At 61.5% G+C, this 25,085-nt stretch carries 25 protein-coding genes and 1 pseudogene; 8 read left to right on the top strand and 18 right to left on the bottom strand.

Annotated elements, in window-relative coordinates; translation table 11 throughout:
- The first annotated feature begins 195 nt into the window (after nucleotides 1-195).
- Entirely contained in the window at nucleotides 196-726 is a 531-nt protein-coding gene (locus tag BTO02_RS06145) for a hypothetical protein (protein ID WP_075156288.1), read from the top strand.
- Nucleotides 727-732: 6 nt separating this feature from the next.
- On the opposite strand, the gene BTO02_RS06140 is transcribed toward BTO02_RS06145, so the two are convergent.
- The 10 genes from BTO02_RS06140 to BTO02_RS06100 form a co-directional block, all read right to left on the bottom strand.
- Nucleotides 733-1,740, bottom strand: coding sequence for a Gfo/Idh/MocA family protein (locus BTO02_RS06140; protein WP_075156287.1), 1,008 nt, complete (start codon nucleotides 1,738-1,740; stop codon nucleotides 733-735).
- Between the two features lie 212 nt (nucleotides 1,741-1,952).
- Nucleotides 1,953-3,116, bottom strand: a complete 1,164-nt coding sequence (solA, locus tag BTO02_RS06135) for an N-methyl-L-tryptophan oxidase (protein WP_075156286.1) — start codon at nucleotides 3,114-3,116, stop codon at nucleotides 1,953-1,955.
- 86 nt (nucleotides 3,117-3,202) lie between these two features.
- On the bottom strand, nucleotides 3,203-3,781 hold the full coding sequence (locus BTO02_RS06130; protein WP_075156285.1) for a YbhB/YbcL family Raf kinase inhibitor-like protein: 579 nt from the start codon (nucleotides 3,779-3,781) through the stop codon (nucleotides 3,203-3,205).
- A 167-nt stretch (nucleotides 3,782-3,948) separates the two neighbouring features.
- Complete coding sequence (locus BTO02_RS06125) at nucleotides 3,949-4,704, bottom strand: SDR family oxidoreductase (protein ID WP_075156284.1); 756 nt, start codon at nucleotides 4,702-4,704, stop codon at nucleotides 3,949-3,951.
- Nucleotides 4,705-5,056: 352 nt separating this feature from the next.
- On the bottom strand, nucleotides 5,057-6,388 hold the full coding sequence (locus tag BTO02_RS06120) for an epoxide hydrolase family protein (RefSeq protein ID WP_075156283.1): 1,332 nt from the start codon (nucleotides 6,386-6,388) through the stop codon (nucleotides 5,057-5,059).
- Between the two features lie 136 nt (nucleotides 6,389-6,524).
- Complete coding sequence (locus BTO02_RS06115) at nucleotides 6,525-7,685, bottom strand: nickel/cobalt transporter (RefSeq protein WP_075156282.1); 1,161 nt, start codon at nucleotides 7,683-7,685, stop codon at nucleotides 6,525-6,527.
- Nucleotides 7,679-8,272, bottom strand: a complete 594-nt coding sequence (locus BTO02_RS06110; RefSeq protein ID WP_075156281.1) for a DUF1007 family protein — start codon at nucleotides 8,270-8,272, stop codon at nucleotides 7,679-7,681. The genes BTO02_RS06115 and BTO02_RS06110 overlap by 7 nt, the downstream gene beginning before the upstream one ends.
- Nucleotides 8,273-8,576: 304 nt before the next feature.
- Nucleotides 8,577-8,930, bottom strand: coding sequence for a DOPA 4,5-dioxygenase family protein (locus tag BTO02_RS06105; RefSeq protein WP_075156280.1), 354 nt, complete (start codon nucleotides 8,928-8,930; stop codon nucleotides 8,577-8,579).
- Nucleotides 8,931-9,099: 169 nt separating this feature from the next.
- Nucleotides 9,100-9,246, bottom strand: coding sequence for an aldehyde dehydrogenase family protein (locus BTO02_RS35380; RefSeq protein ID WP_269668000.1), 147 nt, complete (start codon nucleotides 9,244-9,246; stop codon nucleotides 9,100-9,102).
- On the bottom strand, nucleotides 9,189-9,689 hold the full coding sequence (locus BTO02_RS06100) for an aldehyde dehydrogenase family protein (protein WP_269667999.1): 501 nt from the start codon (nucleotides 9,687-9,689) through the stop codon (nucleotides 9,189-9,191). Before BTO02_RS06100 ends, BTO02_RS35380 begins: the two co-directional genes overlap by 58 nt.
- On the opposite strand from BTO02_RS06100, the pseudogene BTO02_RS35030 reads away from it, so the two are divergent.
- Nucleotides 9,625-10,435 (top strand): annotated as a pseudogene (locus BTO02_RS35030) (hypothetical protein). The gene BTO02_RS06100 and the pseudogene BTO02_RS35030 sit on opposite strands and share 65 nt — an antisense overlap.
- Nucleotides 10,436-10,451: 16 nt before the next feature.
- Here the strand turns inward: BTO02_RS35030 and BTO02_RS06090 are convergent.
- Together BTO02_RS06090 and BTO02_RS06085 are read right to left on the bottom strand one after the other, a co-directional pair.
- Nucleotides 10,452-11,627 carry a GGDEF domain-containing protein gene (locus BTO02_RS06090; RefSeq protein WP_075156279.1) on the bottom strand — a complete coding sequence of 392 codons (1,176 nt, stop codon included), beginning with the start codon at nucleotides 11,625-11,627 and terminating at the stop codon, nucleotides 10,452-10,454.
- Between the two features lie 129 nt (nucleotides 11,628-11,756).
- Entirely contained in the window at nucleotides 11,757-12,002 is a 246-nt protein-coding gene (locus BTO02_RS06085) for a hypothetical protein (RefSeq protein ID WP_198039265.1), read from the bottom strand.
- On the opposite strand from BTO02_RS06085, the gene BTO02_RS06080 reads away from it, so the two are divergent.
- From BTO02_RS06080 to BTO02_RS06070, 3 genes are read left to right on the top strand one after another with little or no spacing between them, the layout of a single operon-like run.
- Nucleotides 11,947-13,083: an HlyD family secretion protein gene (locus BTO02_RS06080; protein ID WP_156883759.1), complete on the top strand. Its 1,137-nt coding sequence runs from the start codon at nucleotides 11,947-11,949 to the stop codon at nucleotides 13,081-13,083. The two genes, BTO02_RS06085 and BTO02_RS06080, sit on opposite strands and share 56 nt — an antisense overlap.
- Nucleotides 13,080-14,678, top strand: a complete 1,599-nt coding sequence (locus tag BTO02_RS06075; protein ID WP_075156276.1) for a DHA2 family efflux MFS transporter permease subunit — start codon at nucleotides 13,080-13,082, stop codon at nucleotides 14,676-14,678. The genes BTO02_RS06080 and BTO02_RS06075 overlap by 4 nt, the downstream gene beginning before the upstream one ends.
- A gap of 5 nt (nucleotides 14,679-14,683) precedes the next feature.
- Nucleotides 14,684-16,249 (top strand): efflux transporter outer membrane subunit, encoded by a 1,566-nt coding sequence (locus BTO02_RS06070; RefSeq protein WP_083615008.1) that lies wholly within the window; start codon nucleotides 14,684-14,686, stop codon nucleotides 16,247-16,249.
- Here the strand turns inward: BTO02_RS06070 and BTO02_RS06065 are convergent.
- Nucleotides 16,181-17,374 carry an acyl-CoA dehydrogenase family protein gene (locus BTO02_RS06065; RefSeq protein WP_075156275.1) on the bottom strand — a complete coding sequence of 398 codons (1,194 nt, stop codon included), beginning with the start codon at nucleotides 17,372-17,374 and terminating at the stop codon, nucleotides 16,181-16,183. The genes BTO02_RS06070 and BTO02_RS06065 overlap by 69 nt on opposite strands.
- A 440-nt stretch (nucleotides 17,375-17,814) precedes the next feature.
- On the opposite strand from BTO02_RS06065, the gene BTO02_RS06055 reads away from it, so the two are divergent.
- A complete protein-coding gene (locus BTO02_RS06055; RefSeq protein WP_075156273.1) occupies nucleotides 17,815-19,068 on the top strand; it encodes an ATP-grasp domain-containing protein in 1,254 nt (417 codons plus the stop codon).
- A gap of 45 nt (nucleotides 19,069-19,113) precedes the next feature.
- Nucleotides 19,114-19,887 (top strand): SDR family NAD(P)-dependent oxidoreductase, encoded by a 774-nt coding sequence (locus tag BTO02_RS06050; RefSeq protein WP_075156272.1) that lies wholly within the window; start codon nucleotides 19,114-19,116, stop codon nucleotides 19,885-19,887.
- A gap of 120 nt (nucleotides 19,888-20,007) precedes the next feature.
- Here BTO02_RS06050 and BTO02_RS34145 read toward each other — a convergent pair whose 3' ends face one another.
- Entirely contained in the window at nucleotides 20,008-20,202 is a 195-nt protein-coding gene (locus BTO02_RS34145; RefSeq protein WP_156883758.1) for a hypothetical protein, read from the bottom strand.
- 160 nt (nucleotides 20,203-20,362) lie between these two features.
- Here BTO02_RS34145 and BTO02_RS06045 point away from each other — a divergent pair, with 160 nt between their 5' ends.
- Nucleotides 20,363-21,535, top strand: a complete 1,173-nt coding sequence (locus BTO02_RS06045; RefSeq protein WP_332262259.1) for an alcohol dehydrogenase — start codon at nucleotides 20,363-20,365, stop codon at nucleotides 21,533-21,535.
- Between the two features lie 42 nt (nucleotides 21,536-21,577).
- Here the strand turns inward: BTO02_RS06045 and BTO02_RS06040 are convergent, their stop codons facing one another.
- From BTO02_RS06040 to hutG, 4 genes are all read right to left on the bottom strand, one after another.
- Nucleotides 21,578-22,492 carry a LysR family transcriptional regulator gene (locus tag BTO02_RS06040; protein ID WP_075158635.1) on the bottom strand — a complete coding sequence of 305 codons (915 nt, stop codon included), beginning with the start codon at nucleotides 22,490-22,492 and terminating at the stop codon, nucleotides 21,578-21,580.
- Nucleotides 22,493-22,847: 355 nt separating this feature from the next.
- Entirely contained in the window at nucleotides 22,848-23,738 is an 891-nt protein-coding gene (locus BTO02_RS06035; RefSeq protein WP_075158634.1) for a LysR family transcriptional regulator, read from the bottom strand.
- Between the two features lie 66 nt (nucleotides 23,739-23,804).
- A complete protein-coding gene (locus BTO02_RS06030) occupies nucleotides 23,805-24,059 on the bottom strand; it encodes a hypothetical protein (protein WP_075156270.1) in 255 nt (84 codons plus the stop codon).
- Nucleotides 24,060-24,251: 192 nt separating this feature from the next.
- Nucleotides 24,252-25,061 (bottom strand): N-formylglutamate deformylase, encoded by an 810-nt coding sequence (hutG, locus tag BTO02_RS06025; RefSeq protein WP_075156269.1) that lies wholly within the window; start codon nucleotides 25,059-25,061, stop codon nucleotides 24,252-24,254.
- Nucleotides 25,062-25,085: the final 24 nt, after the last annotated feature.

The raw sequence follows: 25,085 nt of genomic DNA, 5'->3' as shown, positions 1-25,085 counted from the left end.
CATGCAACGGGCTCGTCGTGTTTTGGGACGAACGTCATTTTACTGCGTTGCTCCGATGCCGCCAGCGAATAACAGACGCTGCGGCCCGGCTCGCTATGCGCGCGGCGACGTGCAATATCGCTACTCGCGTAGAATAGCCGCTCGCACTGGCACGACCCGCCGCCGTATTCAATCATTGCCCACCGCCTGATCCGTATGAACTCAGCCACCGATTCCGCGCAAGACAAGCACGATACGCACGATACGCACGACGCAGCCGGCACGGATGACGTCGTCCACGAAGACCGCCTCTGGCGCGATAACGGATGGACGTGCCGTGTCATCAAGAACGAAGAGGACGACGGCTGGGCCGTCGAAATGACGAAAGAAGGCGAAGCAGAGCCCGCGCTCGTCGGCCCGTGGACGATGGGCCGCGACAAAAAAAACCCGAAGCCGCTCGATGTCTCCGCCTTCAATACGCTCGTGAAGACGGCATCGGAAGTGCTGCGCCGTCACGAGCAACAGTTGCACGCACAACTTCACAAGCAGGTGTGGGTCGACACGGCGAGCGAGCGCATCAGCGTGACGCTCGACATCGTACCCGACGAAGACGACCCGCACGCGATGCTTGCGGCCGAAAACGCGTCGGGCGAATCGCTCGCCAGAATACGCGTCGCGCCGACGTTCAAGCTGTCCACGCGCAGCGCCTCGGACTGGATAGAAAGCGGATACGCGAAGCCGCGATAAACCGCTTTACGCGATGCTTTCCCATGCGCCCGTTTGAGCCGAGCGGAACACCGCATCGATCACACGCATATTCGCGCGTGTGTCTTCGAGCGGGATAGCCTGCTGGCCGCCGCTCAAGATCGCTTCTGCAAATACCGTGGCGGCCACGCCATATTGATCGCACACCGGAATCTCGAGCCAACGCTCGTTCGCGGTTCCATCGCTCGCGCACTCGCTGACTAGCAGGCGCGTCGGTCTGTCGTTCGGCGCGTTGAACGGGATTTCGACTTCGATGCGCCCTTGCGTGCCGTGAAACTGCATGCGCTGATAGCCGTGGATTTGCGTCGAATAGAAAAAGCTCGCCTGCACGCCGTCGAAATCCATCATCACCGAGCCGAGACGATCGGTCTTGAAGTTCGGGTCGCGCTCGAGCATTGCCACCACGCGCCGCGGCTCACGCCGTATGACGAAGCGAGACGTGGTGATCGGGTAACAGCCGATATCGAGCAGGCCACCGCCGCCGATGGCGGCCTGGTTGCGAATGTCGTTCGGGTTCGTATTGCTGTAAGTGAAGCCACCCGATATGGCTCGCAGTTCGCCGATCACGCCCTCTTCGATCAATGCGCGCACTTTCAGCCATTGTGGATGCGTGCGAACCATAAACGCTTCCTGGATGTACTTCCCGCTTTTATCGCGAGCGGCGATCAGCCGCCCGGCTTGAGCCGCGTCGAGTCCGATCGGCTTTTCGCACAGCACATGCTTGCCCGCCTCGACGGCCTTGATCGTCCATTCGACGTGCACGTGATTGGGCAACGGAATGTAGACTGCGTCGACTTCCGGGTCGGCGAGGAGCGCCTCATAACTGTCATACGCGACGGCGAGACCATATTTCGCCGCAGCGCTTTTCGCTTTCTGCGGATCGCGCGACGCAATGCCTTTTACGCGGCATTTAGGCGCCTTGTGCATCGGCACGACGACTTTGTCGTTGATATTCGCTGCGCCGAGGACTCCCCAGACAATCTCATCTTTTGCCATGACGTTCCCTTTCGAATTCCGTATGTGAAAAATGGATCGGACGAGAGCACCGCGGGACCGCGCGCTCCAGTGGAGCCAGTCTACACGGAGTACCGCCGCACGTCGGCACCGAACTCGACACGTTATGAGCGAAACCTGCAGCCGATTCTGCAGGCCTTGAATGCGCGAACGATGCATCGAGGCGATGCATTGCGTCAGACGCCGCTCAAGCGTTAACCCACGTTAAAGCGCTCGCATGAGAACATCGAAAGATCGATGCGGCTCTCGCCGTGCAGGATGCCTTCGGCCAATGCTTCGCCGATCGCGCTGGCGAATTTGAATCCATGTCCTGAAAAGCCCGTTGCAACGTGCACATTGGGGCAAGCAGGTATCCGGTCGATAATGAAATCGGCATCGGGTGTCATGTCGTATTCGCAGACTTTGCCGGTGCGCAGCTTGCCCGCGGCCGGCAAATGCAATTGCAGGAAACTCTGCAGGTCGGCCAGATCCGATGCTTCGTCACCGAACGGCGCGAGCGGCGCGTCCGCGGAGACCGGTTGGCCTGCGTCGTGACGGCCGATCTTCAGGCCGCTGCCGTCCAGATCGGGGAAACCATAGAAGTGGCCCACAGCCGACTCGGCGATAAAGCCTGCAAACACGTCGGGCGTAAACACCTTGTGCCCCGATTCAAACCACGCGAAGCACTTGCGAACGCGCGTAACGGGAAGATCGACGCCTAAAGGCGCAAGCAACTGACGGGTCCGCCTACCGGCACATACGACGAGATCACGTCCGCTGAACCGCTCGCCTTTGTCGGTCACGACGCTGACGCTGCTCTGACCGTGCACGTCGATGCGCGCGACGCGCGTGTCTGGTAGCAGCGTTGCACCGAGCGCAGTTGCGAGTTCGCGATAGCTGCTGATTGCACGCTCGCAAAACAGCACGCCCGCATCGGGCTCGAAGCACACCACTTGGGCAGCCGAAAGCTGCCACGCCGGCCAGCGTTTGCTCGCCTCGGTGCCGCTGTGCGTTTCCAGATGCAAGCCGTACTGCGTCGCACTTTGCTGAACCTTTTGCAGAAACGGGTCGCTGGCCAAGCCGATGTTCGTGACACCAGTGCGCGCGAAGATGGCCGTGCGCGCCTGCTGTTCCAGCTCGTGCCAAAGCTGCTGCGCGTGCAATGCGAGCGGCACGTAAGCCACGCCTTCCCCGTACGCATGACGGATAAGGCGTGTGCTTCCATGATGTGCGCCCGTATCGTGAGGCGGATTGCCGGCGTCGATCATCAGCACCCTGTTTCCGGCTTTGCTTAGGTAGTAGCCCGCAGCGATGCCCATCGATCCTGCGCCGACGATGAGGGTGTCGAACGCGAGGTGTGCCGTGTTTGTGTTCTGCATGGATTCCTCTTGCGCGTCGTGCGGTCAAGTCGTTCGATTGTCCGCAATTCGCGCAAGGCTGTCGATAGCGTGCCAGCCCCGTCCCGTCAATTGGCTGCGCGGCGATACTTCGCCACGTACCGCGCCTGCGCGATCACCTTCCCGTGCATCTGATAGGCGACGAGCGCCGGGCTCGACTTCTTCCCGACGTCGACATGCGGAACGTCGAGCGCCGACACGGTCACGATGTATCGATGCGACGTTCCTTTAGGCGGGCATGGTCCGCCGTATTTCGATTCGCCGAAGTCGGTCAATGTTTCGACGGCGCCCATCGGCAGCAGCGCCGCATTGCCCGACGCGCCCTTTTCGAGCGACGATTGCGACGCCGGTATATTGACGACCTCCCAATGCGTCCAGCCTAAGCCGCCCGTCGGCGCATCGGGGTCGTAGATCGTCACGACAATACTCTTTGCGTTCGCCGGAGGACGACTCCACGAAATAGGCGGCGACACGTTATCGCCGTGGCAACCGAATCCGCCGTACACCTGCTCGTTAGAGAAGCGTCCGTGATCGAGATTGTCCACCTTCACCGTGAATGGCTCGGCGTGAGCGACGCCCGAGGTCATCGTCATCGCGAGAACTGACGAGATAAAGACTGTGCTCTGTAGCGTGTGCGCCGATCGCATGGTTCGCTCCGTCGTAGAAAGAAACGTGTGCCTCGATCGGCACAATAGATTTCAACGAAGCGCCGCGGAAGGCGGCTTGTCGAATCGGCGTGTTGCCTTGCGAACAACGCGATTCGCAATCGAGAGGTGTCGACGACGAACGAAACCGACACCCTTGAACAGGATTATCAGTTTTTCGCGCGGGAACGCCTGAGCCACTCGTCGAAGCCGATCTTTCCAAGGCGGGCTTCGCCTAAAGGCACAAGCGATTGGTCGTCGACGAGCCCACCGAAATAACGCGCGTCGGGGTCGCGCACGACTTCGCGCGGATCGCCTACGGCTTTCAGATACCGCGCGATGATTTCATTGAACGGCGCACGTTCTGGGCCGCCGATATCGACGATGCTATCTACAGGCTGCGCCACCGCCACGTCCGCAACGATCGCGGCAACGTCGTCCGATGCGATCGGCTGGAACAGGCCTGGCGAAACCCTGACTTTGCCTCCTTCCATGGCGCTATCGGCGATACCGCCGAGAAACTCCAAGAACTGGGTCGACCGGACAATCGTGTAGTGGATGCCCGAGCGCTCGATCAATTTCTCCTGCGCGACCTTTGCCCGGAAATAGCCGTTCTCGGGCGTCCGTTCGATGCCGACGATCGAGAGCGCGACGTGGTGCTTTACGCCGGCCTCGCTCTCCGCCGCGAGCAGATTGCGGCCCGACGTCTCGAAGAAATCGAGCACGGCCTTGTCTTCAAAGGATGGCGAATTGGCAAGATCGACCACGACTTGTGCGCCGGCCAGCGCCTGTTTCAGGCCTTCGCCCGTGATCGTATCGATACCGTTTCTCGGTGACGCCGCGACAACCTCATGACCGCCTTCGCGCAGAATCGCGACGACCTTCGAGCCGATCAGCCCGGTGCCGCCGATAACGACGATTTTCATGCTTAGCCTCTCTTATCGAAGACTGAGCCTCTCACTGCAGGCCCTGGTTGCAGTGCATCGGATGGTCTTCAGCATAGGCCGAATACCGCTAAATACAAGCCGAGGGAAGGCAACCACGGGCGCGATGCGCCGATGATCGCCTTCGGATGGAATGTGCGAAGTCGAATCAGGCGGCAACGCCCGATGAATACGCTTCACATCGGCATCTTAGGCACGCGGCCTTTAGCGCAGTAGACGCGCAAACAGGCTCGCGGTGTTGCGCCATATGCACCAATCCCCGAATCGAAGCGCGTGCGCGGCCCAACGCACGAGGTCGCGCATTCATGCCATTGAGGCGCAAATACAGCGCGGCTCACGCCTCGCGGAACGAACGAAAGCTATCGCGAACTTCAGCCGTGAATTCCACCGGCTGTTCCCAGGCGGCAAAGTGTCCGCCTTTTGGGAGACGGTTATAGTGAATCAGCCTCGGGTACGCATTTTCGGTCCAGCTGCGCGGCGCCGCATAGATTTCATCGGGAAACACGCTGACGGCAACCGGAATGGCAACATGCTTTGGCGCAAAGAAGTCGAGTCTGTTTTCCCAATACAGCCGCGCCGATGAAACGCCCGTATTCGTCAACCAGTACAGTGTAATGTTGTCGAGAATGTCGTCGCGCGACAGACCCTCTGTCTGGCCTGCGAATACACGCGCAATCAGTGCCTGACTGGCTGCGTCGTGATCGATCATCCACGCTGCAAGACCGATCGGCGAATCTTCGATCCCATACAAGGTTTGTGGCCGATTCGCCATTTCCTGCGCGTAACCAAGGCCGTGCTTGTAGAAGTACGCGAGCTGGTCGAACGCATGCTGTTCGTCGGGGGCAAGACCGGCCGGCGGCGGGTTGCCGTATTTGAGCGCCTGCGCAATGTTGTCCGGCACGGTGGCGGGCATGTTCGTGTGAATGGCGAGCAAACCCGGCGGCGCGATAAGCGCCATCTGCTCGGTCACCGCATTGCCCCAATCGCCACCCTGCGCGACATAGCGCGTATAGCCAAGACGCTTCATCAGCGCAACCCACGCGCGTGCAATGCGAGCCGGATCCCAGCCGGTCTGCGCCGGTTTGCCTGAAAAACCGTAGCCGGGCAGCGATGGGATCACCAGATCGAACGCGTCCGACGCACTGCCGCCATGCGCGGTCGGGTTCGTCAGCGGATCGATGATCTTCATCTGCTCGATGATCGAACCGGGCCAGCCGTGCGTAACGATCATCGGCAGCGCGTTTTCGTGTTTCGAGCGCACGTGGATGAAATGGATGTCGAGCCCGTCGATCTGCGTGACGAATTGCGGTAACGCGTTCAATCTCGCCTCGACCTTGCGCCAGTCGTAACCCGTGCTCCAGTAACGCGCGAGGCTTTGCATGGTCGCGAGCTGAACGCCTTGCGATGCATCGGTGACCGTTTCGCGTTCAGGCCATTTCGTCGCCTTGATGCGTCTGCGCAAATCGGTCAGTTGAGCTTGCGGCGCGTGCACGCGCAGACGACGCAGTGCGGTTTTGTCGCCGCCTTCCGCTTGTGCAACTTCGACGATCGCCTGATTCGTATCGGCAAACGCGAGCGTGCTCAAGGTACCTGCTGCGACCGCTGCCGCCGCCACACCGAGAAAGCGACGGCGGGACGGGACCGAGGGAAAAGTATCGTTAGACATATCCAGCTCCTTTAGCGTGATCCGCGAACCGGACTCGTTCACGGAAGATGGCGTGATTGTGCGTGCGCACGCCGAGGAGCGTAAATACAGTCAGCAGAACATCATTTGTACCTGGCGGGTAAGAAACACACCGAGGCTACGTGATGGCGGGTTGGAGATAGCCCGTGAGGATCAGCGCCGCCTGCACGGCACCGAATAGCACGATAACGAGTGCGCCCATTATGGCAAATACACGCCGCGCCGTTTTCATTTTCGAACGAATGCGAATGCCACGCGCGCTGATCAGCCGGTTCGCGCCGACCGCGCCGAGACCGAATACCGTAACCGTCAGCGCGACCCCGGCGCCGATCGCGAAGGTTGCCGCGATCCCGACAAACGGTGTGTGGGCGGCGATCGCCGCGATCAGAACGAAGATCGAACCGACGCATGGCCGCACGCCCGATGCGAATCCTGTCGCGAGGATTTGCGATGGGGTGGCAAGCTTCGAGCGTGCGGACCTGCTGACACGCGCGGAGCTTCGCGCATGAAGCTGTAGCTTTCGACCGAGATATGCCGGTTCGTCGCGCGACGCAGGCTGCGCCATAGATCGCTCGTCTGGCACAAGCTTCACCGTCCCGATATCGTCGCAGCAGTCGCGTTGCGCAAGCGTGGTGTAGATCGTCCAGCCGCCTGCCACGCAAAGCAGCACGCAACTCGCGATATCGAGCGAAGCCGCGTTCGACAGCACGTTCGACATCCCCTCTTTGGCAAACCATGCGGCGCCGAACACCAGCACGATCGCGCTCATCGCCTGCACGGCCGCCGTCCATACGGCAAGTAAAACGGCTTCGACGGCGCGCGTTTTGCGCGAACCGAGATACGTGCCGACGACGAGCTTGCCGTGCCCCGGTCCGACCGCATGCAAGACACCATAGGCGAATGCAAGGCCGATCAATGTGAGCCATGTGAAGGGCGCGGACGAGCGACGCAACGCTTCGGTGGCATCGGCCATTCGCGCGTTGAGTCTGCCCTGCCAGACGATCGAGGAGACCAGCACTTTGCGAACGAAGTCGGGCAATACGAACGCGCTTGCCGGCTCCGCTGGGCGCGATGTGCTCGTTGCACCCGATGCACCCGATGCACCCGATGCGCGTGCATGGTCCGCATGCGCAGGCGCCGACGCCGCCTCGACAGGGCGGCCAAATACATCGACGCGCGAAGAAGCCGCGTTTGCCGGCGCAATCGGGCCGAAGCCTGCAGCGGCGGCAATCCATAACGCCAGCAGAACACGCAGCATCGATCGATTGAATGTCAGCATGCGAGCGCGATCGCCTGTGGCAAGACGATGCCGTTGAAAATCGGATGCGCGTGATCGGTAAACGGCTTCGCGGTACACGTCGCCGCCGCATGCCCCCCGATCGTCACGGCATTCGCGCCATCGGGTTCGTAGTCGACGAAGAACGAGTCGTCCCAGATGCCTAGCGAGACTTTGCGTGCCGTGACGTCGATCGGCTTCCTGAGCGGCAATGTGAACGTATAGACGAGCTTGCCGTGATCGACCGAAACGCGAAAGCCAATGGGATCGCCCAGCGTTAGCGCTTCACCGTCGGCAAAAAGATGACTGAAGTATTGGGTGCCCGCGAGCGACGAAAATGCCTGTTCGCGGAAGATGGCGGTCTGCTTCGAGTCGAGCGGTCCGTTATCGGGCAATGCATCGATGCCGACCAGTTGAACGGGGAAACCTTCCGAAAAGCGCCAGACTTCAGCGATCGCAATCACGCTCGTACCTTGCATTTGCACTTGCGCGGTATAGCGGATCCATACGTGCGGATGCGCGCTTGCCGTGCCCGATACGAGCAACACGGCAACGGACAGCAACAGCCGGATGACACGCAGGTTCCACATCGCATTCGCTTGATGGTTCGTCGATGGCGCGGCATTTTCGCATGACTATGAGCCGGCGTGGCATGAAGAAACCAGGAAGGCGGGTGTGCGGTTTCGTTAAAGTTCAGTGCACGACGTTCAAATCGTCATTGCAAACGTTTGCACTATCAGCAACTAGTGTTGCTGGGAAAGAATCGTGTTTGTATGATCGCCGCGACAGCAATCGCACGGGCGCCGATATGGAATCAACGAACGGTATGCAGCCGGGCATCTATGCGAAGGCAGGCAGATCGATGCTCGCCATCGTGTAGTGTCCGGCGAGACATCAACCGCTGAATACGCCAAGCTTCAGCTCATACGACTGCCCGATCCACAGCGCACCATCGCGATGGTCGCTCAACGAATCGCCCGTGTTCGGATGGATGAATACGTCGAGCGCCCCATGGTTCAGCGTGAGCCACGAGACGATCTCGGCGAAATGAGCAGGCGTGAATGCAATCTGATACGACCACTGCGGATGAGGTCCGACTGGACGCTCGTGAAATCGCCCGAGTTCGATGGTCGCGCCGAGTGCGTGCTCGATAATTTGCCGCAATGCCCACGCCGCGTCGCGGCTTGCGGCATCGAAATAGACATGCGCGTGCCAGCTCTGGATCGTGTTCGTGCTGCGCGTAGACATAGCTGTGCCCAAAAGAGATGACAGGTACGGTCTTTAAAACGTCAACCGTCACGCGGCCATTATCGCGCAGCTGCAACGCATGCATCGCCCAACATACGAATTCGTCGGAGCGAACGCGACGACGCCTGACGCCTCTGCGCAGCCGGCGCCGTCGCCTTGCCGATCGATATCAGGCCGCGTGGGCAACGCGCACCAGCTTACGGTTCAGGAACTCGCCGATGCCGTGCTCGGCCAATTCCCGCCCGAAGCCCGAATTCTTCACGCCGCCAAAAGGCAGCCCCGGCGAATTGGCGAAGCACGAATTGATGTACCCCATACCGGCCTCGATAAGCGACGCGACATGCTGCGCGTGGGGTCGATATCGGCCGAGACGACGAGCGCCCCCAAGCGATATCGGGTCGCACTGGCCAGGCTGATTGCGTCTTTCTCGCTGTTCACGACATAGAAGGACAACACCGGCGCGAACGCTTCCTGCTGATGAAGCGGATTGTTCACCGCAAAGTCCGTCACGATCGTAGGCTCGAGGAAGAACCCGGGGCGATCGACACGCTTGCCACGGACGATTGTCGCGCCCACCGCCCTGGCATCGGCAATCTGCCTGAGCAGCCTTCGAGCGCACGGGCTGGTCCATACATTGCGTGCTCGACGATCAACCCCATGTCCGTCCGGTAACGACCAGGTCCATACGAGCCTTATGCGCAACCTCGACTTCAGCTCCTGGCAAGGCCTCCTCTCCACCCTCGTCGGGCTAGCGGTCATTACGCTGATTGGCGTCGGCATTCGCCTGCTACTCATGCAGACGGTGCAGCAGCGGCGCGAGCGTGAGAACCGGCAGATCAACGAGCGGCTGCGCACGCTTCGCGGCCTACAAAACGCTAGGCGGCTCGTTCACGGGCAACCTCGCAGTCGACCCGACCCATTTGCGCGACTTGAAGCGGGCATCGATGGCGATACCTGCCGCCGCGCAAGCGGAACTCGACGCTCAGACTGCCAAAGCGGACGCGACCGCAAGCGCACCGGCAACGACCCCCGGGGCCGAAACCGATGCGACACCGAGCGAAGCCGCTCGCTCGAGCGACGCGAGCGCCTCGGACCGTTCGCGTCGAATCCGCGACGCCGTCGAAGCGGCGCTCGCCGACATCCTCCTGCTAGGCACTGAAGAACAGGTCCGCCTCGCGGCGAAAGCAGCAATGGAAATGACTGAGGGCCGCCCCATTCACACAGCGCAGTTAGTCGTCTCGCTACGCGATTTCATCCGGGGGGTGCTCGATCTCGACGCCGTGCCACAGGGCTTGCAGATTCCCGGACAGGGACCGGCACGGCCCGCGGCCGCAAAAGGAGGAGGCAGCAAGGACGCAGCGCGTGAAGGCGGCGGCGCCAGGGGTGACAAAGCCGGTGGAAACGGAGCCGCGGCGGGTATGGTTTCAAGCGGCGGCACCGGCGGCATTGGCGCCTTCGGCGGCGCATCGCACCACCCCGAGGAAGACGATCCGCATCACGTCTGACGGTGTCGCGTGAAGCTCACGCAGCCGACGACCCCGCATCGGTCTGCGCCAGCTCCACCCGATTACCCCCGCGCGCTTTGGCGCCATACAGCGCCTGGTCCGCAGCGGACAAGAGATCGCCGAGTGTCGAAGCGTCGCGCCCGAATTGCGCAAGCCCGATACTGACCGTAGCGCGCACGCCAACCCGATTCGCACCTTGCGTAATCGTCTCGGCGAAGCGCCTGACCACCGCCTCGCCCACTACGTGCGCGTCGCCGCTGTCGTGGTCCGGTAACAATGCAACGAATTCCTCGCCGCCAATGCGCGCGACGATTGCGTCGGATCCAACGCCGCTGCGCACCACGTCCGCGAACGATCTGAGTACCGCGTCCCCGGTCTCATGACCGTACTGGTCGTTGATCGTCTTGAAGTGGTCGAGGTCGAACGCAAGCAGCGAAACCGGCCGCGATGCGCCCGCATCGTCGATCACGCGCGCGCCCTCTTCGAAGAACCATCGGCGATTGCCAAGACCGGTCAGATAGTCCGTTTGCGATTCCCGCAACAGTTGGCCATGCGCTTCCTCGCGCACGAGCTTGAGCAGCGTCATCGGGAGAACGACCGAATACAGCACGCCTTCGTACATCGTGACGACGCTGGACGCCATTAACGCATCCTTGCCGTACCGGAGCGCAAGCCACGGCAGGATAAACGCCCTGAAGGCATAGAAGACCGCATGAACGCCGGCCACCATCGCGGCGATGTACTGCGGCTGGAAGCGTTTCCGACCGTCGTTGCGCAACAGTTCATAAGCCGTCATGCCTGAAGCGATGGCAATCGGCAACGCGCTCGCGTAGGCCCACATCGTCTCCTGCCATCGGGTACCCGCAATGACCCATGCGAGCGCATTGACGGCAAAGAGGCCCAGCGAAGCCACGCCGTATCGCCTGCCGTTTAGCGAGGCGACACCATGGAGAATCAGCAGATAGCCGGTAAAAATGACGAGATTGCTAAGCGCGGAGCCTATGACGCCTGGCACGCCATGACGATACAGGGCAGCCGCGCAGCCAATCGCAAGCGTTGCGTACGCCGCTGCCAGTATCTTCAACTCCGTGCTGCGCTTCGAATGGGCGCGATGCTCCCACAGCGTCATCGCCGAGCTGGCGAGTAGCGTCCCGATCGCAAGAAGATAGAGAGTAATTAGGTCGACATGCATCGCTGGCGTAACGGCACTCCGCCGGAACATCGCGGCGGGAGTGCATTTTACGCTGAATCGGAAGCTCTTCCCGAGGAAACGTTTGCGCGTGCATGTCGACGCGCTCGTCCCGTTCCTTCCGTATCCGAATCATTCGATCCGAAGGGCACCCTGCGCCGGCTGTGCAAATTTCATCAACCAGTGCTCGCGATTGGGGGATTTATTCACACGGTCGACGTCACCACAATTGAGCGCTAAGGCGCGCCGCCAGCGTGCGCCGCCGGCAGTGCGCCGCCAGGCCTCTTCCGGATGAGCAATCACGGGATCGACAGACCACATCATGACTTCTTCCTCATCAGCAGCCACCCCGGTCAGCGACACCGGCAGCCAGATCAAGGCGCGACGCATTCCCTGGATGGCCCTTGCGATATTCTCCGTCGTCGCCGTCGCACTTGCCGCTGCCGCGTACTGGTACTTCGTCGGCCGCCTTATCGAAACCACCGACGATGCGTATGTCGGCGGCGACGTCACCGTGATGGCGCCGCGCGTGAGCGGCTTCGTGACCGACGTGCTCGTGAAGGACAACCAGTTCGTGCATGCGAATCAGGTACTGATCCGCATCGATTCGCGCGACTACGACGCGCGGCTCGCACAGGCGAACGCCGAAGTGCAGAGCGCGCAAGCCGCCGTGACCGAACTCGAGGCGAAGCGCACGCTGCAGCTCGCCCTGATCAACGAGCAGGCGGCGGGCGTCCACGCATCGAGCGCCGAGCTCACGCGCAGCGCGGCCGACCAGTATCGCTATCGCGCGCTCGTGAAGGACGAGGCCGTATCGGATCAGGTGGTCGAGCGCGCCGATGCGGACCTGCAGAAAGCGCGCGCCGCAGTCGATCGCAGCAATGCGTCGCTGGTTGCCGCGCAGCGTCAGCTTACCGTGGTCGATGCGCAGATCGGCGACGCGCAGGCGCGCGTCGCGACGGCAAAAGCCGCGCAGCGCGTCGCGCAACTGAATGTGGAATACACGACGATCCGCTCGCCCATAGACGGTTACATCGGCAACCGCACGGCGCGCGTCGGCATGCTCGCCAATGTCGGCATCTCGCTGTTGACCGTGGTGCCCGAGCACGGTCTTTGGATCGATGCGAATTTCAAGGAAGACCAGCTCCGGCACATGCAGGCGGGCAACAAGGTCGACGTGAAGCTCGACGCATCGAGCGAACCGATTACCGGCGTCGTGCAAAGCCTCGCCCCGGCCACCGGCGCGACCTTCAGCATCCTGCCCGCGGAAAACGCAACCGGCAACTTCACGAAGATCGTGCAGCGGGTGCCGGTGCGTATCTGGCTCGACGTGCCGAAGAACCTGCATCACGTACTGCGGCCGGGCTTGTCGGCAACCGTAAGCGTGCATCTCGGCAGCGGTACTCCGACTTCGCGCGAGCCGGAAAAAACCGCGACGGCGACGGATGATGTGCAATGACGACGGCAATCGCGGCAGCGCCCGCCCCAACGCTAAACCCGGCCGACCAGCCGCTTCGCGCCAAAGTATTCGCGTTCGTGTTGATGTGCGTCGGCTTCTTCATGGCGACGCTCGATATCCAGATCGTCGCTTCGTCCTTAAAAGACATCGGCGGTGGCTTGTCGGCGAGTCAGGATGAGCTCTCGTGGGTGCAGACCTCCTATCTGATCGCCGAGATCATCGTGATTCCGATGTCGGGCTGGCTCTCTCGCGTATTCTCGACGCGGTGGCTCTTCGCCGCCTCGGCGCTGGGCTTTACCGCGGTCAGCATGGTCTGCGGCCTCGCATGGGACATCGATTCGATGATCCTCTTTCGCGCGCTGCAAGGCGCGCTCGGCGCCGTGATGATCCCCACGGTGTTCACGACGGTGTTCGTGCTGTTTCCACCCGGCAAGCAGCGACTGATCGCGTCGACGGCGGTCAGCACGCTCGCGTCGCTCGCGCCGACCATCGGACCCGTGATCGGCGGCTGGCTCACCGATCAGTGGTCGTGGCACTGGCTGTTCTTCATCAACCTCGTGCCCGGCATCGCCGTCACGGTGCTTGTGCCGAAGTTCGTGCATGTGGACGAAGCGGACCTGTCGCTGCTCAAGCGCGGCGATTATCTCGGCATCGTGCTGATGTCCGCCTTCCTCGGCTGCCTCGAATACGTGCTCGAGGAAGGTCCACGCAAGAACTGGTTCGGTGACGACGCGATACTCGCCTGCGCGTGGATCGCGGGCATCTCGGGTTTTCTGTTTCTCGTCCATGCATTCACCGCCAAAGAGCCCATCGTCGATTTGCGGGCGCTCGGATTACGCAACTTCGCCATCGGCAGTCTGCAATCGTTCGTGATCGGCATCGGCATCTATTGCATGGTGTTCCTGACGCCGGGGTTCCTTTCGCGCGTACGCGGATTCGATTCGTTGCAGATCGGCGTCGCGATGCTGTCGGTCGGTTCCGCACAGCTGGTCGGGCTCGTCGTGTACACGTGGTTTGCGCGCTTCGTGCCGTTGCGCAGGCTCCTCGTATTCGGACTCCTGCTGTTCGGCATCGGCAGCGCGCTGTACGTGCCCGTGACGCACGACTGGGGCTGGCAGCAACTGCTGATTCCGCAGATGCTGCGCGGCTTCGGCCAGCAGTTCTGCATCTCGCCGATCGTGATGATGTCGCTCGGCAGTTTGCCGCCCGCGCGGTTGAAATCGGCCAGCGGCCTGTTCAATCTGATGCGTAATCTTGGCGGCGCAATCGGCATCGCGGTGGTCAGCACGATGTTGAACGACCGTTTGAATCTGCATTATGAGCGGCTTGCCGAACATGTGACGGCCGGCAGGCCGCGTATCGACCTCGCGATGGAAAGACAGATGGCGCATCTGGGCGCCGTGGCGGGTGATACGTTGAACAGCGCGCAGGGCGGGATGGCCATGCTCCATTCCCTGGTCATGCGCGAGGCGCTGGTCCTGACCTACTCCGATACGTTCCTTGCGGTGACGTTGTGCTTCGGCGTCGCGCTTTTCGCACTGCTGTTTTCACGGCCCTTCGGCCTGACTGCGCCGCCGGGGACGCCCACCAAATAACTGCCATGAAACGGACAATAGAATCGATCACCTGTATTGCCGCTGCGCTGATGCTAACTGCGTGCGCACTCCAACCTGCAAGCCACGAGAATCTTACGGAAAACGTAACATCCCTTTCGCCTGCGGCGTGGAACATGGACGCGCTGCAAGACGCGGTGAACGCCGATACGTGGTGGGCACAGTTCGGCGACTCGACCCTGCACGAACTCGTGCGGTCGGTACTGAACGGCAATCTCGACGTGCAGGCAGCCGTCGAACGCGTCAAGCAGGCCGAGGACGTGGTGACCGTGCGCCATGCGGATCTGTTGCCGGAAGTCGATGCGTCCGCGATCGCGGCGCACGCGCGGCAGATCACGCCGCCGCCGCTCGGCTACGTCGACTCTGCCGGCTTTGGGCTCTCTGCCAGCTGGGATCTCGACGTCTTCGGGGGCCAACGTCTCGCGGTGCTCGCATCGCAAGCCCAGGTGTCGGGCCGACGCTTTGCGCTGAACGAATTGCGGCTCGCGCTCGCCGCCAATACCGCAACCGCTTATATCGACTTGCGATGGGCACAATCGGAACTGCAAATCCTCACCGACAACGAGCAGATCCGTAGCCGCGCGCTGAAGCTGACCGAGGACCGCCTGCGCTTCGGGCTGTCGACGCAGCTCGATGTCGCCCGCGCGCGCAACCAGTTGCAGGTTCTGCAGGCACGCATGCCGCGCATTCAATCGGACATCCAGCACGAGTTGAGCCTCATTGCGGTGTTGTCGGGCCGCACGCCCGAGAGCGTGAGCCCGCTGGTTCTGACGGATGCGCGTCCGATTCCGGTGCCGTCGCAAGGCGTGCCGTCGACACTGCCGTCCGATGCGCTGCTGCGCCGCCCGGACGTGCGCACCGCCTACGCCAGAGTCGAGCAGCGTGCGGCAGAGGTCGGGCTCGCACGCTCCGAGCGCTACCCGAAATTCCGATTCGACCTGAGCGACGGATTTCTTTCCGCGTCGTGGGTCAACACACCGACGCTGACCGATAACCTGTTTAGCGCCGCGCTGAGCGCGACGAGCCCGATCTTCAACGCCGGGCGCATCGCCGCGAATATCGACGCGAGCGAGAGCCGCATGCGTGAATCGCAGCTGGCGCTGAACCAGACGATGCTCGACGCGCTAAAGGAAATCGAAGACACGCGCAGCGACCTCTTCAGCGGCGCGGCGCAGGCAGAACAGCTCGGCGGCGCACTGACCACATCGGACAAGGCATTGAAGCTGTCGACGCAACTGTACAAAGCCGGTGCATCGAGTTTCCTCGACGTGCTCGATGCGCAGCAGGCCTATCTTGTCGACGCCGAAGCGCTGAACGAGGCGAAACGCATGCATGCGCGAGCCGCGGTCGCGTTGTATCGATCGTTAGGCGGCGGTTGGGATATGTCCGCCGATGTGTCGCCCAGTGCTTCGGCGTCCGGCCCGACTGATGTTTTCCGCGGTCGAGCGCAGCCACGGCAACATGGCGCTCGCGCCATGTTGCCGTCAGAAACGTTCGGTGCCGACGTTCATGCCGAGCATTACACGGCCCGCGGCTTCCAGATTGCGCATTGAGAAGTAAATATGCTGCGATGCCGTATGCACGTCCCGCAGTTGAGCTGCAAACGCGGAATTGTCGCTCACCGCGGTGCCCCCGGCCAATAGATGCATTGCTTGCACCACCTCGCGCGCGGTTTGGGCGGTATGCCAGCAGGCCATCCTCACCAAGGCGCGGTCGTGGAGCGTATTGCCGCCTTTTCGCCCAGCGGTTTTCCACATGTCGTCGACCGAATCGAGCAGAAAGGCGCGTGCGCTGCGCAACATGGCTTCGGCGCGCGCGATATCCGACTGGACATGGGCTTCGTCTTCGAGCAGGCCCGGCGATCCATTGCCCATCTTTGCTTTCGCGAGTTCGCACAGCGAGTCGATGGCCGCGCGAGCGAGGCCCAGCGGCACCGCCGCGATGCCTAGTCCGAGCACGGTCACGAAAGGTAGTCCGTACAATGCGCCGGACTCGTGCGGCGCGGCTGAATAGTCGGACAACGAGATCGTCCAGTCGTCAGGCACGAACACACGGTCGATCGTGTAGTCGTGACTGCCGGTCGCACGCAGGCCGGCTGCACGCCAGTTGTCGAGAATGGCGATATCCGATGTGGGGACGATGGCGAGCCTCAGCACAGTCGGACCATTCTCCGAGATATCGGCGCCTTCGTGCCGTTCACGACAGGCCACGACAACGGCTCGACTATGGCGCACGAAGCTGCCCCACTGCCATCGCCCGCTGACACGCCACCCTCCGCTTTCGCGCAGCGCCGTGCCGCCAGGCATCAGGCTGCCGGCAACCGAGCCATGTGCCGAAAAAATGCTGCGCGATACGTGACGCGGAACGAGTCCCGCAATCCTCGAGCCGGCCGCCGCCACGCCGGCGCACCATGCCACCGATCCATCGAGACGCGCGAGCGCCTCCACCACGCGAATCAGCCCGGCCGGCGACAGTTCGGGCCCGCCAAGCGACTTGGGAACCCACAGCGATGTCAGACCCGCTTCGCCAAGCGCATTTGCAATCGGGCCGGGAAGATCAGGGCCGTGCCGCAGATCGCTTGCGTGCGCGTGGATCAACGGCTCGATGGATGTGACTGAAGCGATGAATGCCTCCACAGCGGATTCATCGTGAAGCAATTGCGCAATCGAATATGTCATCGCATTACGTCCCGCTATGGACGCGGCATCGAATGCCCGTCACCGCCTTAACGACCAGTCATTATCAAACCGTCGAAGCAACGAAACATCGAATATTTCCGCGCATCCGCTGATCGAAATTGAGGTCGCAAAACTGTCCGACGCAAAAATATCAATGGCCGGATCACGAACAAATATCCTCGGATTTCAATGAGCCTCAAGATCGGCAAATTCGCACAGCGACCCGCAGGAAACAATCGTTTTCTTTAAACGATGCGCATTGCAAGATCTGCAGGTCCTGATGTCGAAATTCATCGATCAAAGCAGGTTTGATTCAGCGGGCTTTCTGCGTTGCATTGGTTCGCCAAAGAGGAACATGAGAAACCTGACCGTACAAAGCGCAGCAGACGGTATGTCGCTCGTCCACCGGTTCTATCTGCTGCATGACGAGGGGATCGGCCATGTATGACGCTCCAGACGAGGCATCCGTCGAGCCGACGGCTGGATACGAAATGGCTGGCGTTGCCGTCATGCTCGAGAAGGCCTTTACCGGAGTAGACCTGACTGAGCTTGGACAGTGGCTGATCGAATACACGCGTGTACATGACGATCCGCGCGCGCTACTGGATCTTGCTCTCGTGCTGGAATCGAAAGACCAGCCCGATGCCGCGCTGTCGGTGCAGCGCCTTGCGCTTCTCTCTCAGCGACTCTATCGACTCCGTACACAAGCTCGCCATGCATCGGGCGCACGCGTGCTCGTGTTGAAGGCGCCTGGCAGGCTCGTTGCCAACACGCCGTTCGAATTTCTCGTCAAGGATTCGACACTGCACGTCGACATGCTTTATGTCGATGACTGGACGCCTGAAGATCGCCTTCCCGAACACGATATGGTGCTGGTAGCCGCCGGCGCTCTCGATAGCAATCGCGGTGCGCTCGCGAAAATTGCCAGCCTCGTCGCGTCGTCGTCGCGCCCGGTGCTGAACCGGCCAGCCCACGTATGGCTGACCATGCGCGAAGCAGCCACACGGCTGCTCGCCCGCGAACCCGGTGTCTGCATGGCAGAGGTCGTTCGACTCGATCAGGCGTCGCTGATCGATGCGCTCGCGTCGAAAGACGACTTCAGGTCGCTTGCCGGAATAGACTTTCCGCTCATCGTACGGCCCGTGGATTCGCACGCCGGCAGAAGTCTGGCTCGCGTCGGCGATCGCGAAGCATTGCGCAGCTATCTCGCCGAAGTTGGCGACAAAGCCTTTTACCTCGCGTCGTTTATCGACTATCGCAGTTCTGACGGGCTGTACAGGAAATACCGGATCGTGCTGCTGAACGGCGTTCCCTACGCGTGCCATATGGGCATCTCGAAAGACTGGATGGTGCATTACCCATACGAAGAGATGACGAACGATGGCCGACTTCGCGAGGAAGAAGCACGTTTCATCGAGACATTCGAGCACGGCTTCGCCGCCCGGCACCGCGCAGCGCTCTCGAGCGTGGCCCGCCTCACGGGACTCGAGTACGTCGGGCTCGACTGCGCGGAGTCAGCAGACGGCCGGCTGCTCATTTTCGAAATCTCGACAGCGATGCTCGTGCACGACATGGACTCCCGCGAAGTCTTCCCCTACAAGCACGCGCAGATGCAACGGATCTTTCGCGCGTTCGATGAAATGCTGCTCTGCGCGGCCCATCGCGCCGGGAGCATTGATCACATGACTGACTGACGCGAACGGCTCGACTTGAAGCGCCACTATCCAGGAGAACGATCGATGAAGCTGAAGGACAGAATTGCACTGATAACAGGTGGAAACGGAGGGATTGGCCTTGCTGCTGCGAAGCTGTTTCTGGCGGAAGGAGCAAGAGTGGTCATCACCGGCCGGAATCAGGAGAAGCTCGATCGCGCCGTCGTGGAACTGAACCACTCCGCCCTCGCGGTGCGTGCGGACCTTAATGTGAGCGAGGAGCGGGAGGCGCTGTTCGGCAAGTTATCCGACACGTACGGCAAACTCGACATCCTCTTTGCCAACGCGGGGACTGCACGCGGGAAAGCTATTGCCGACACGACGAAGCGCGACCTGGACGAAATCCTGCTGACCAACGTGACCGCTGTGTTTCTGACAATTCAGGCGTCTCTGCCGTTAATGAGCGCCGGAGCGGCCATCGTGGTGAACGGCTCGATTGCGGGCAAGGCCGGCTTCCTGCCCGGCGGCGGCGCCTATCCGGCCAGCAAGCATGCGGTACTTGCGATGGTGCGCAGCATGTCAGCGGAACTCGCTCCGCAGAACATTCGCATCAACGTGCTGGCGCCTGGCTACACAGCAACCGGGTTTGCCACGGAGGGACTTGACGAGGCGGCGATAGAGGCCAGAACGAAGGCGCTGAATCGGATGATTCCGGTGGGACGGATGGCGCACCCCGATGAGATCGCACGCGCTGCATTGTTTCTCGCTTCCGATGACGCGTCTTACATGCATGGCGCGGAACTGGCCGTGGACGGCGGCGTGTCGGGCGCAACTTTCGGCGCCGCAGCTTACCGGACCTGATCAGGGATACCGCTTCGGGCACCCGCCTCGTATGCGTTGACGGCGCACTACGAGGCGCGGCCTGCCCACGTGCGGCGCGATCGCCTGCAAGCGATCATCAGCGATCCTACGCTTTGGAAGTCACCTATCCGGGTGGCTAACCTGGTCCGCCGTCCATACCATCTTGAGCTGTCCGGCTTCCTTCACCCACCGTGCGCGCGGTCTTGCCGGAAGACCATCGACAAGCTGATGCGTGCCACCGCGCTCAGGCAAATGGCGCGGTTTGTCGATCCGTTCTCCGGTCGAAGCAACGGGCCACAGGTCGAATTGGTTCATGACAGCTTCCATAACCATCCTCCATGTTCACGCATTAAAAGTGCGTGCATTTCAGTCAATCACGACTGTCGACTGAACCGGGTTCATCCTGACTTCGTGGAGCTCATATTCATAAAACGCGCTTCACGCGCCATCTATTCCTCTGCAATGACAGGTCCCGATGTGCATACATGAACACCCGATGTTCGCTTTTAGCGAGTTTCGCCATCCCGATCGGCAGACCGATAATGCCGCCCTTACACCATCACGGCTGACTACGCCGGACATGGCCGCCGCGTGTCGCGTGTCGTCGAGGAGAGATCGCGAGATGAAAACTACGTACCGTGCCGTGCAGGCAACGTCCCCAGGCAAACTCGAACTGGTCGAACTACCGTTGATCGAACCGCCGCCTGGTCATGTGCGCATCCGCGTCGAAGCGTGCGGCGTTTGCCATAGCGACTCGTGGACCGTCGAAGGAAACTATCTGCCGGGGATCGCGTATCCGCGTGTGCCTGGTCACGAAGTCGTCGGCACCATCGATGCGATCGGCGAGCAGGCCGAACCGTGGGTGCCGGGACAACGCGTGGGCGTCGGTTTCCTCGGCGGCCACTGCGGAATATGTCAGCATTGCCGCCGCGGCGACACGATCAGCTGTGAGACGCGAAACATCACCGGCATCAGTGTCGATGGCGGATATGCCGAAATGATGATCGCCAAAGCCAATGCGCTTGTGTCCATTCCCGATGAACTGTCGTCGGCCGACGCGGCGCCATTGCTATGTGCCGGGTTGACGACGTTCAACGCGTTGCGCAATGCAAAGGCGCGCGCCGGCGAACTGGTCGCGATTGAGGGCGTGGGCGGTCTCGGGCATCTCGCGGTTCAATACGCTGCGCACATGGGCTTCCGGGTCGCCGTCGTTTCGCGCGGCATAGACAAGCGCGACATCGCAATCAAGCTCGGCGCGCATCACTACATCGACAGCACCTCTGAAGACGTGGCTGCCGCATTGCAAGACCTGGGGGGCGCGATGGGCATCCTGGCAACCGCCGTCGATAATCGCGCGATGTCGGCACTGATCAACGGCCTTGCGCCGCGTGGAGAAATGATTATTGCAGGCCTTGGCGGAAGTGCGCCGATCGAGGTCCACGCCCTGCCGCTCGTTCGCGGCAGCCGCGCTATTACCGGCTCGTTGACGGGAGATCCGATCGACAGTGAAGACACACTCGGCTTCAGTGCGCTGCAGGGCGTACAGGCGATGAGCGAGATCTTTCCGCTCGAACGTGCCAGCGAGGCTTACCAGCGCATGATGCGCAATGAAGCGCGCTTTCGCATCGTGCTGGTCACCGGGCGATAAGCAGGGTTGCGCAGGGTTGCGCAACCGCGGCGGCCCGAGCGTTCAGGTCGTGCCGAACTGATCGACGCGATGGGCGAACAGTTCGCGTTCCTGCTGAAACAGGTTAGTGAGAAACTCGGTCACTGTTCTGATCAGGCGGCTCTTGTTGTCCCGCTGACGTGTGATCATCCACAACTCGCGCGAAGGGGGCATGTGGCCGAGCGAGACGGCGAAAAGCCGTTCATGCGCACGCCCGATGAAATGCGGCAGCATCGCAATGCCGGCCCCCGCGATTGCGGCCTCAGCCTGGATCGACTGGCTGTCTGCCCGAAACGCACGGCGCACGCGGGGAAAGTTTTGTGCGAGCCACGCCGCGTCGGGAATATAGGAATTGGCTTCGTCGAAGGTGACAAACACCGGGGCGTGTCCGTCTTCGAGCAGCCGGCGCCAATGTGCCGACGCGTAAAAGCCGTAGTCCAACGTGGCGAGCGGCCGGGCAATGACATCTCCGTCGGACGGGCGGATAAGACGCAATGCGATGTCGGCCTCGCGACGCTCGAGACTCACGATGCGGACATCGGATGCGAGCTCGATATCGACTCCCGGGTAATGTGCGGAAAGCTCGGAGAGCCGCGCGGCAAGGAAACCTTGCACGATACCGGGAGTGGCGCTGATTCGCACGAGACCCTTCGGGGCGTCGTCGGCGGCGCCGGAACGCCCTAGCGTTGCCGCAGCCGCTTCCATATCTTGTGCGGCGGCAATCGCGTCCAGACCGGCCGATGTCAGCACATAGCCTTCTGGCCGCCGTTCGACGAGCTTTTGGCCCAGCGCCTGTTCGAGCGACGAAATTCGCCTCGCGACTGTTGCATGGTTGACCGAAAGTGCACGCGCAGCCGCAGAGAGACTGCCATGGCGCGCCAGTGTCGCAAAAAAACGTACGTCTTCCCAGCTCAATTCCGCGGGGCTTTTGTCGTTCAAATCCATAGTGCGTCAACCAACGATTCCGATGGAGAGCATGCCCGATCAATGCGCGCTGTGCACGGTGTGAGTCGTGGCTGAACGTCGCGCCGTAAATGTGTTCGCCATGCCCGGGGACTAAATATGCGCCGGGATGTTGCCCGATCATGCGAACCGACCTCGAACTCAGGGCGATCCCAACCGGATATTCGTGTTTATCGCGCACACGCGCCGAAGTGTCCGGCCGGTGTCCACGCAATACGCATTATTGCCCACGTATGCGGCGACGCTGAACCGGCATTTTCGCACATCGATTGTGCAAAAGTACGCGCACGCCGTTCGCGAGGCAATCCCGACGTGCTGCACGAGCAGGTCACTATCGATCTTCGAACAAGGCTCTTTCCTGCTTGAACTGGTTCATCAGAAACTCGCAGACTGTCGAGATCGCGGCACTTTCGCTTTCTTGCCGGCGCCGCACGAGCCAGAGTTCGCGCGACGGGGGTTTCTCGCTCAAGGCACAAGGAACGAGAAGGCGGTCGGTGCGGCCTATGAAGTGAGGCAGCAACGCGATTCCCGCACCCATCCCTGCGATGGCCGCTTGTGCCGCCTGATTGTTCGCTCGCAGGGCGATGCGGGCACGCGGATAAGTCGTGGATAGCCACCAGGCGTCGGGGATATCGGCGTTTGCCTCGTCAAACCCGATGAACACGGGAGCAACGCCATTCTCGACCCGTTGCTTCCATTCGGCGTTGGCGTAAAAGCCGTAATCCAGTGTGGCAATCCGCGTGGAAACGGTTGCGTCGTCGAAGTGCGGTCCAAACCGCAGCACGATGTCGGCTTCGCGGCGCTCGAGACTGACGTCGCGCAGATCAGATGCAAGTTCCACGTCGAGCGCCGACTGCTGCGCCGTCAAAACTGCGAGGCTTGGCGCCAGAAAACGTTCGGCAAGCGCCGGCGTCGCACTGAGACGCACAAGCCCCCTGGGACCATCGGGACGTCCGCCGCGAACCAGCGTGGCCGCGGCCGTTTCCATTTCGTTAGCTGTCGAAATCGCGCGCGTTCCCGCTTCCGTCAGCACATAGCCGTCCGGACGCCGCTCGACGAGTGTCTCGCCCAGCGCGTGCTCGAGCGATGCAACGCGTCGTGCGACCGTCGCGTGAGTCACCGCGAGTGCACGCGCGGCCGCCGTCAGGCTGCCATGACGTACCAGAGCGGCAAAGATGCGGACATCTTCCCAATCGACTTTTCTTGCGCGTATATCTGGCACTTGCACCGGCAATCGATGAGATCGGGATCACACCCGACAGAGAGCCTCTTTCCGAACATCGACCTCTCAGACGATCTCGTCGATGAGACCCGATGCGCCTTTAGGCAAAAATCCAGTTTGGCCGGGCAGCGCCACAACCGGAACGAGATTCTTCGGCCGCACGGCTGCCGAGCCCTGCTTTGTCGCATCGCCGATCGCGTCGGTGGGTACGGCCGCAGCGGGATTGCTCTGCCGATTGCCGCGCCGTTGGCTGTTTAGCGAGCTCTCGAATTTGTTGGCAATCTCCAACGTCTGATAAACAACATTACCCGCGATACGCATCTTTAGCCTCAACGATAGGGAGTCGGCAGTCGAATATCTCCGTGCAATCCGTCCGGTCTTCAGACTCGGAATTGCCCTTGGTGCCAACTCTGCCTGTTTGCGTTGGCGCGCTTCATTGTCTGCGCGATTAGCCATCGCTGGAAGTGCAAAACGGCGCGCACCGGCTGCTGAATTTTGCGCATCCTCGGGCGTTCAGCGAACCGCAGCATTCATCGCGACCACGACATCGAGCGCTCCACTCACCATCTGCCGCACCACCGGCTCGACCTGCTGCGCAACTTCCGGGAGATAGTCAAACGGAGCGTTCTCGCTCATATAGGTCGACTGGCACATCTCGAGCTGCACCGCATGAATGCCGTCCTGAGGCGCGCCGAAGCGACGCGTGATAAAGCCGCCCTTGAATCGCCCGTTCGCGATCCACGTGAACGCGCTCGCGGCGGCCGCCTGCTTTACCGCGTCGAGCACGGGCGCGGCGGCCGTGCGGCCGTCCTGCGTACCGATGTTCAGATCGGGCAGCTTGCCGTCGAAAAGACGCGGCAGCACGCTTGCGATCGAGTGCGCCTCCCATAGCAGCACATTCGCATGCTGCGTACGCAAGCGTTGCAGTTCCGCTCGCAACGCATCGTGATAAGGCTGCCAATAAGTCGCGACGCGTCGCTCGCGTTCGGCGTCGTCCGGTGTGCGTGCGTCGCGATAGAGCGGTTCGCCGCGAAATGTTTCGGTCGGACACAGCGACGTGGTCGTTTGCCCCGGATAAAGACTTTCGTCGTTCGACGGACGGTTCAGGTCGATCACATAGCGCGAGATGCGCGCACCGAGCATCGTCGCGCCGAGCGCTTTGCCAAATGCATAGAGGCGATCGAGGTGCCAGTCGGTATCGGCAACGGTCAATGCGATATCGGTGTACTGGTCGCGCATCGTCTCGGGAATAAGCGTGCCAAGATGCGGAATCGAAATCAGCAACGGCGCCGTGCCGCGCTCGATAAAAAACAGTTCGCTCATCGAGTGGATCTCCGTTCAGGTGAT

The organism is Paraburkholderia sp. SOS3, assembly GCF_001922345.1.
Lineage (GTDB): Bacteria > Pseudomonadota > Gammaproteobacteria > Burkholderiales > Burkholderiaceae > Paraburkholderia.
The sequence above is the reverse complement of the archived record's forward strand: the minus strand, read 5'-3'. Positions and strand labels throughout refer to the sequence as shown.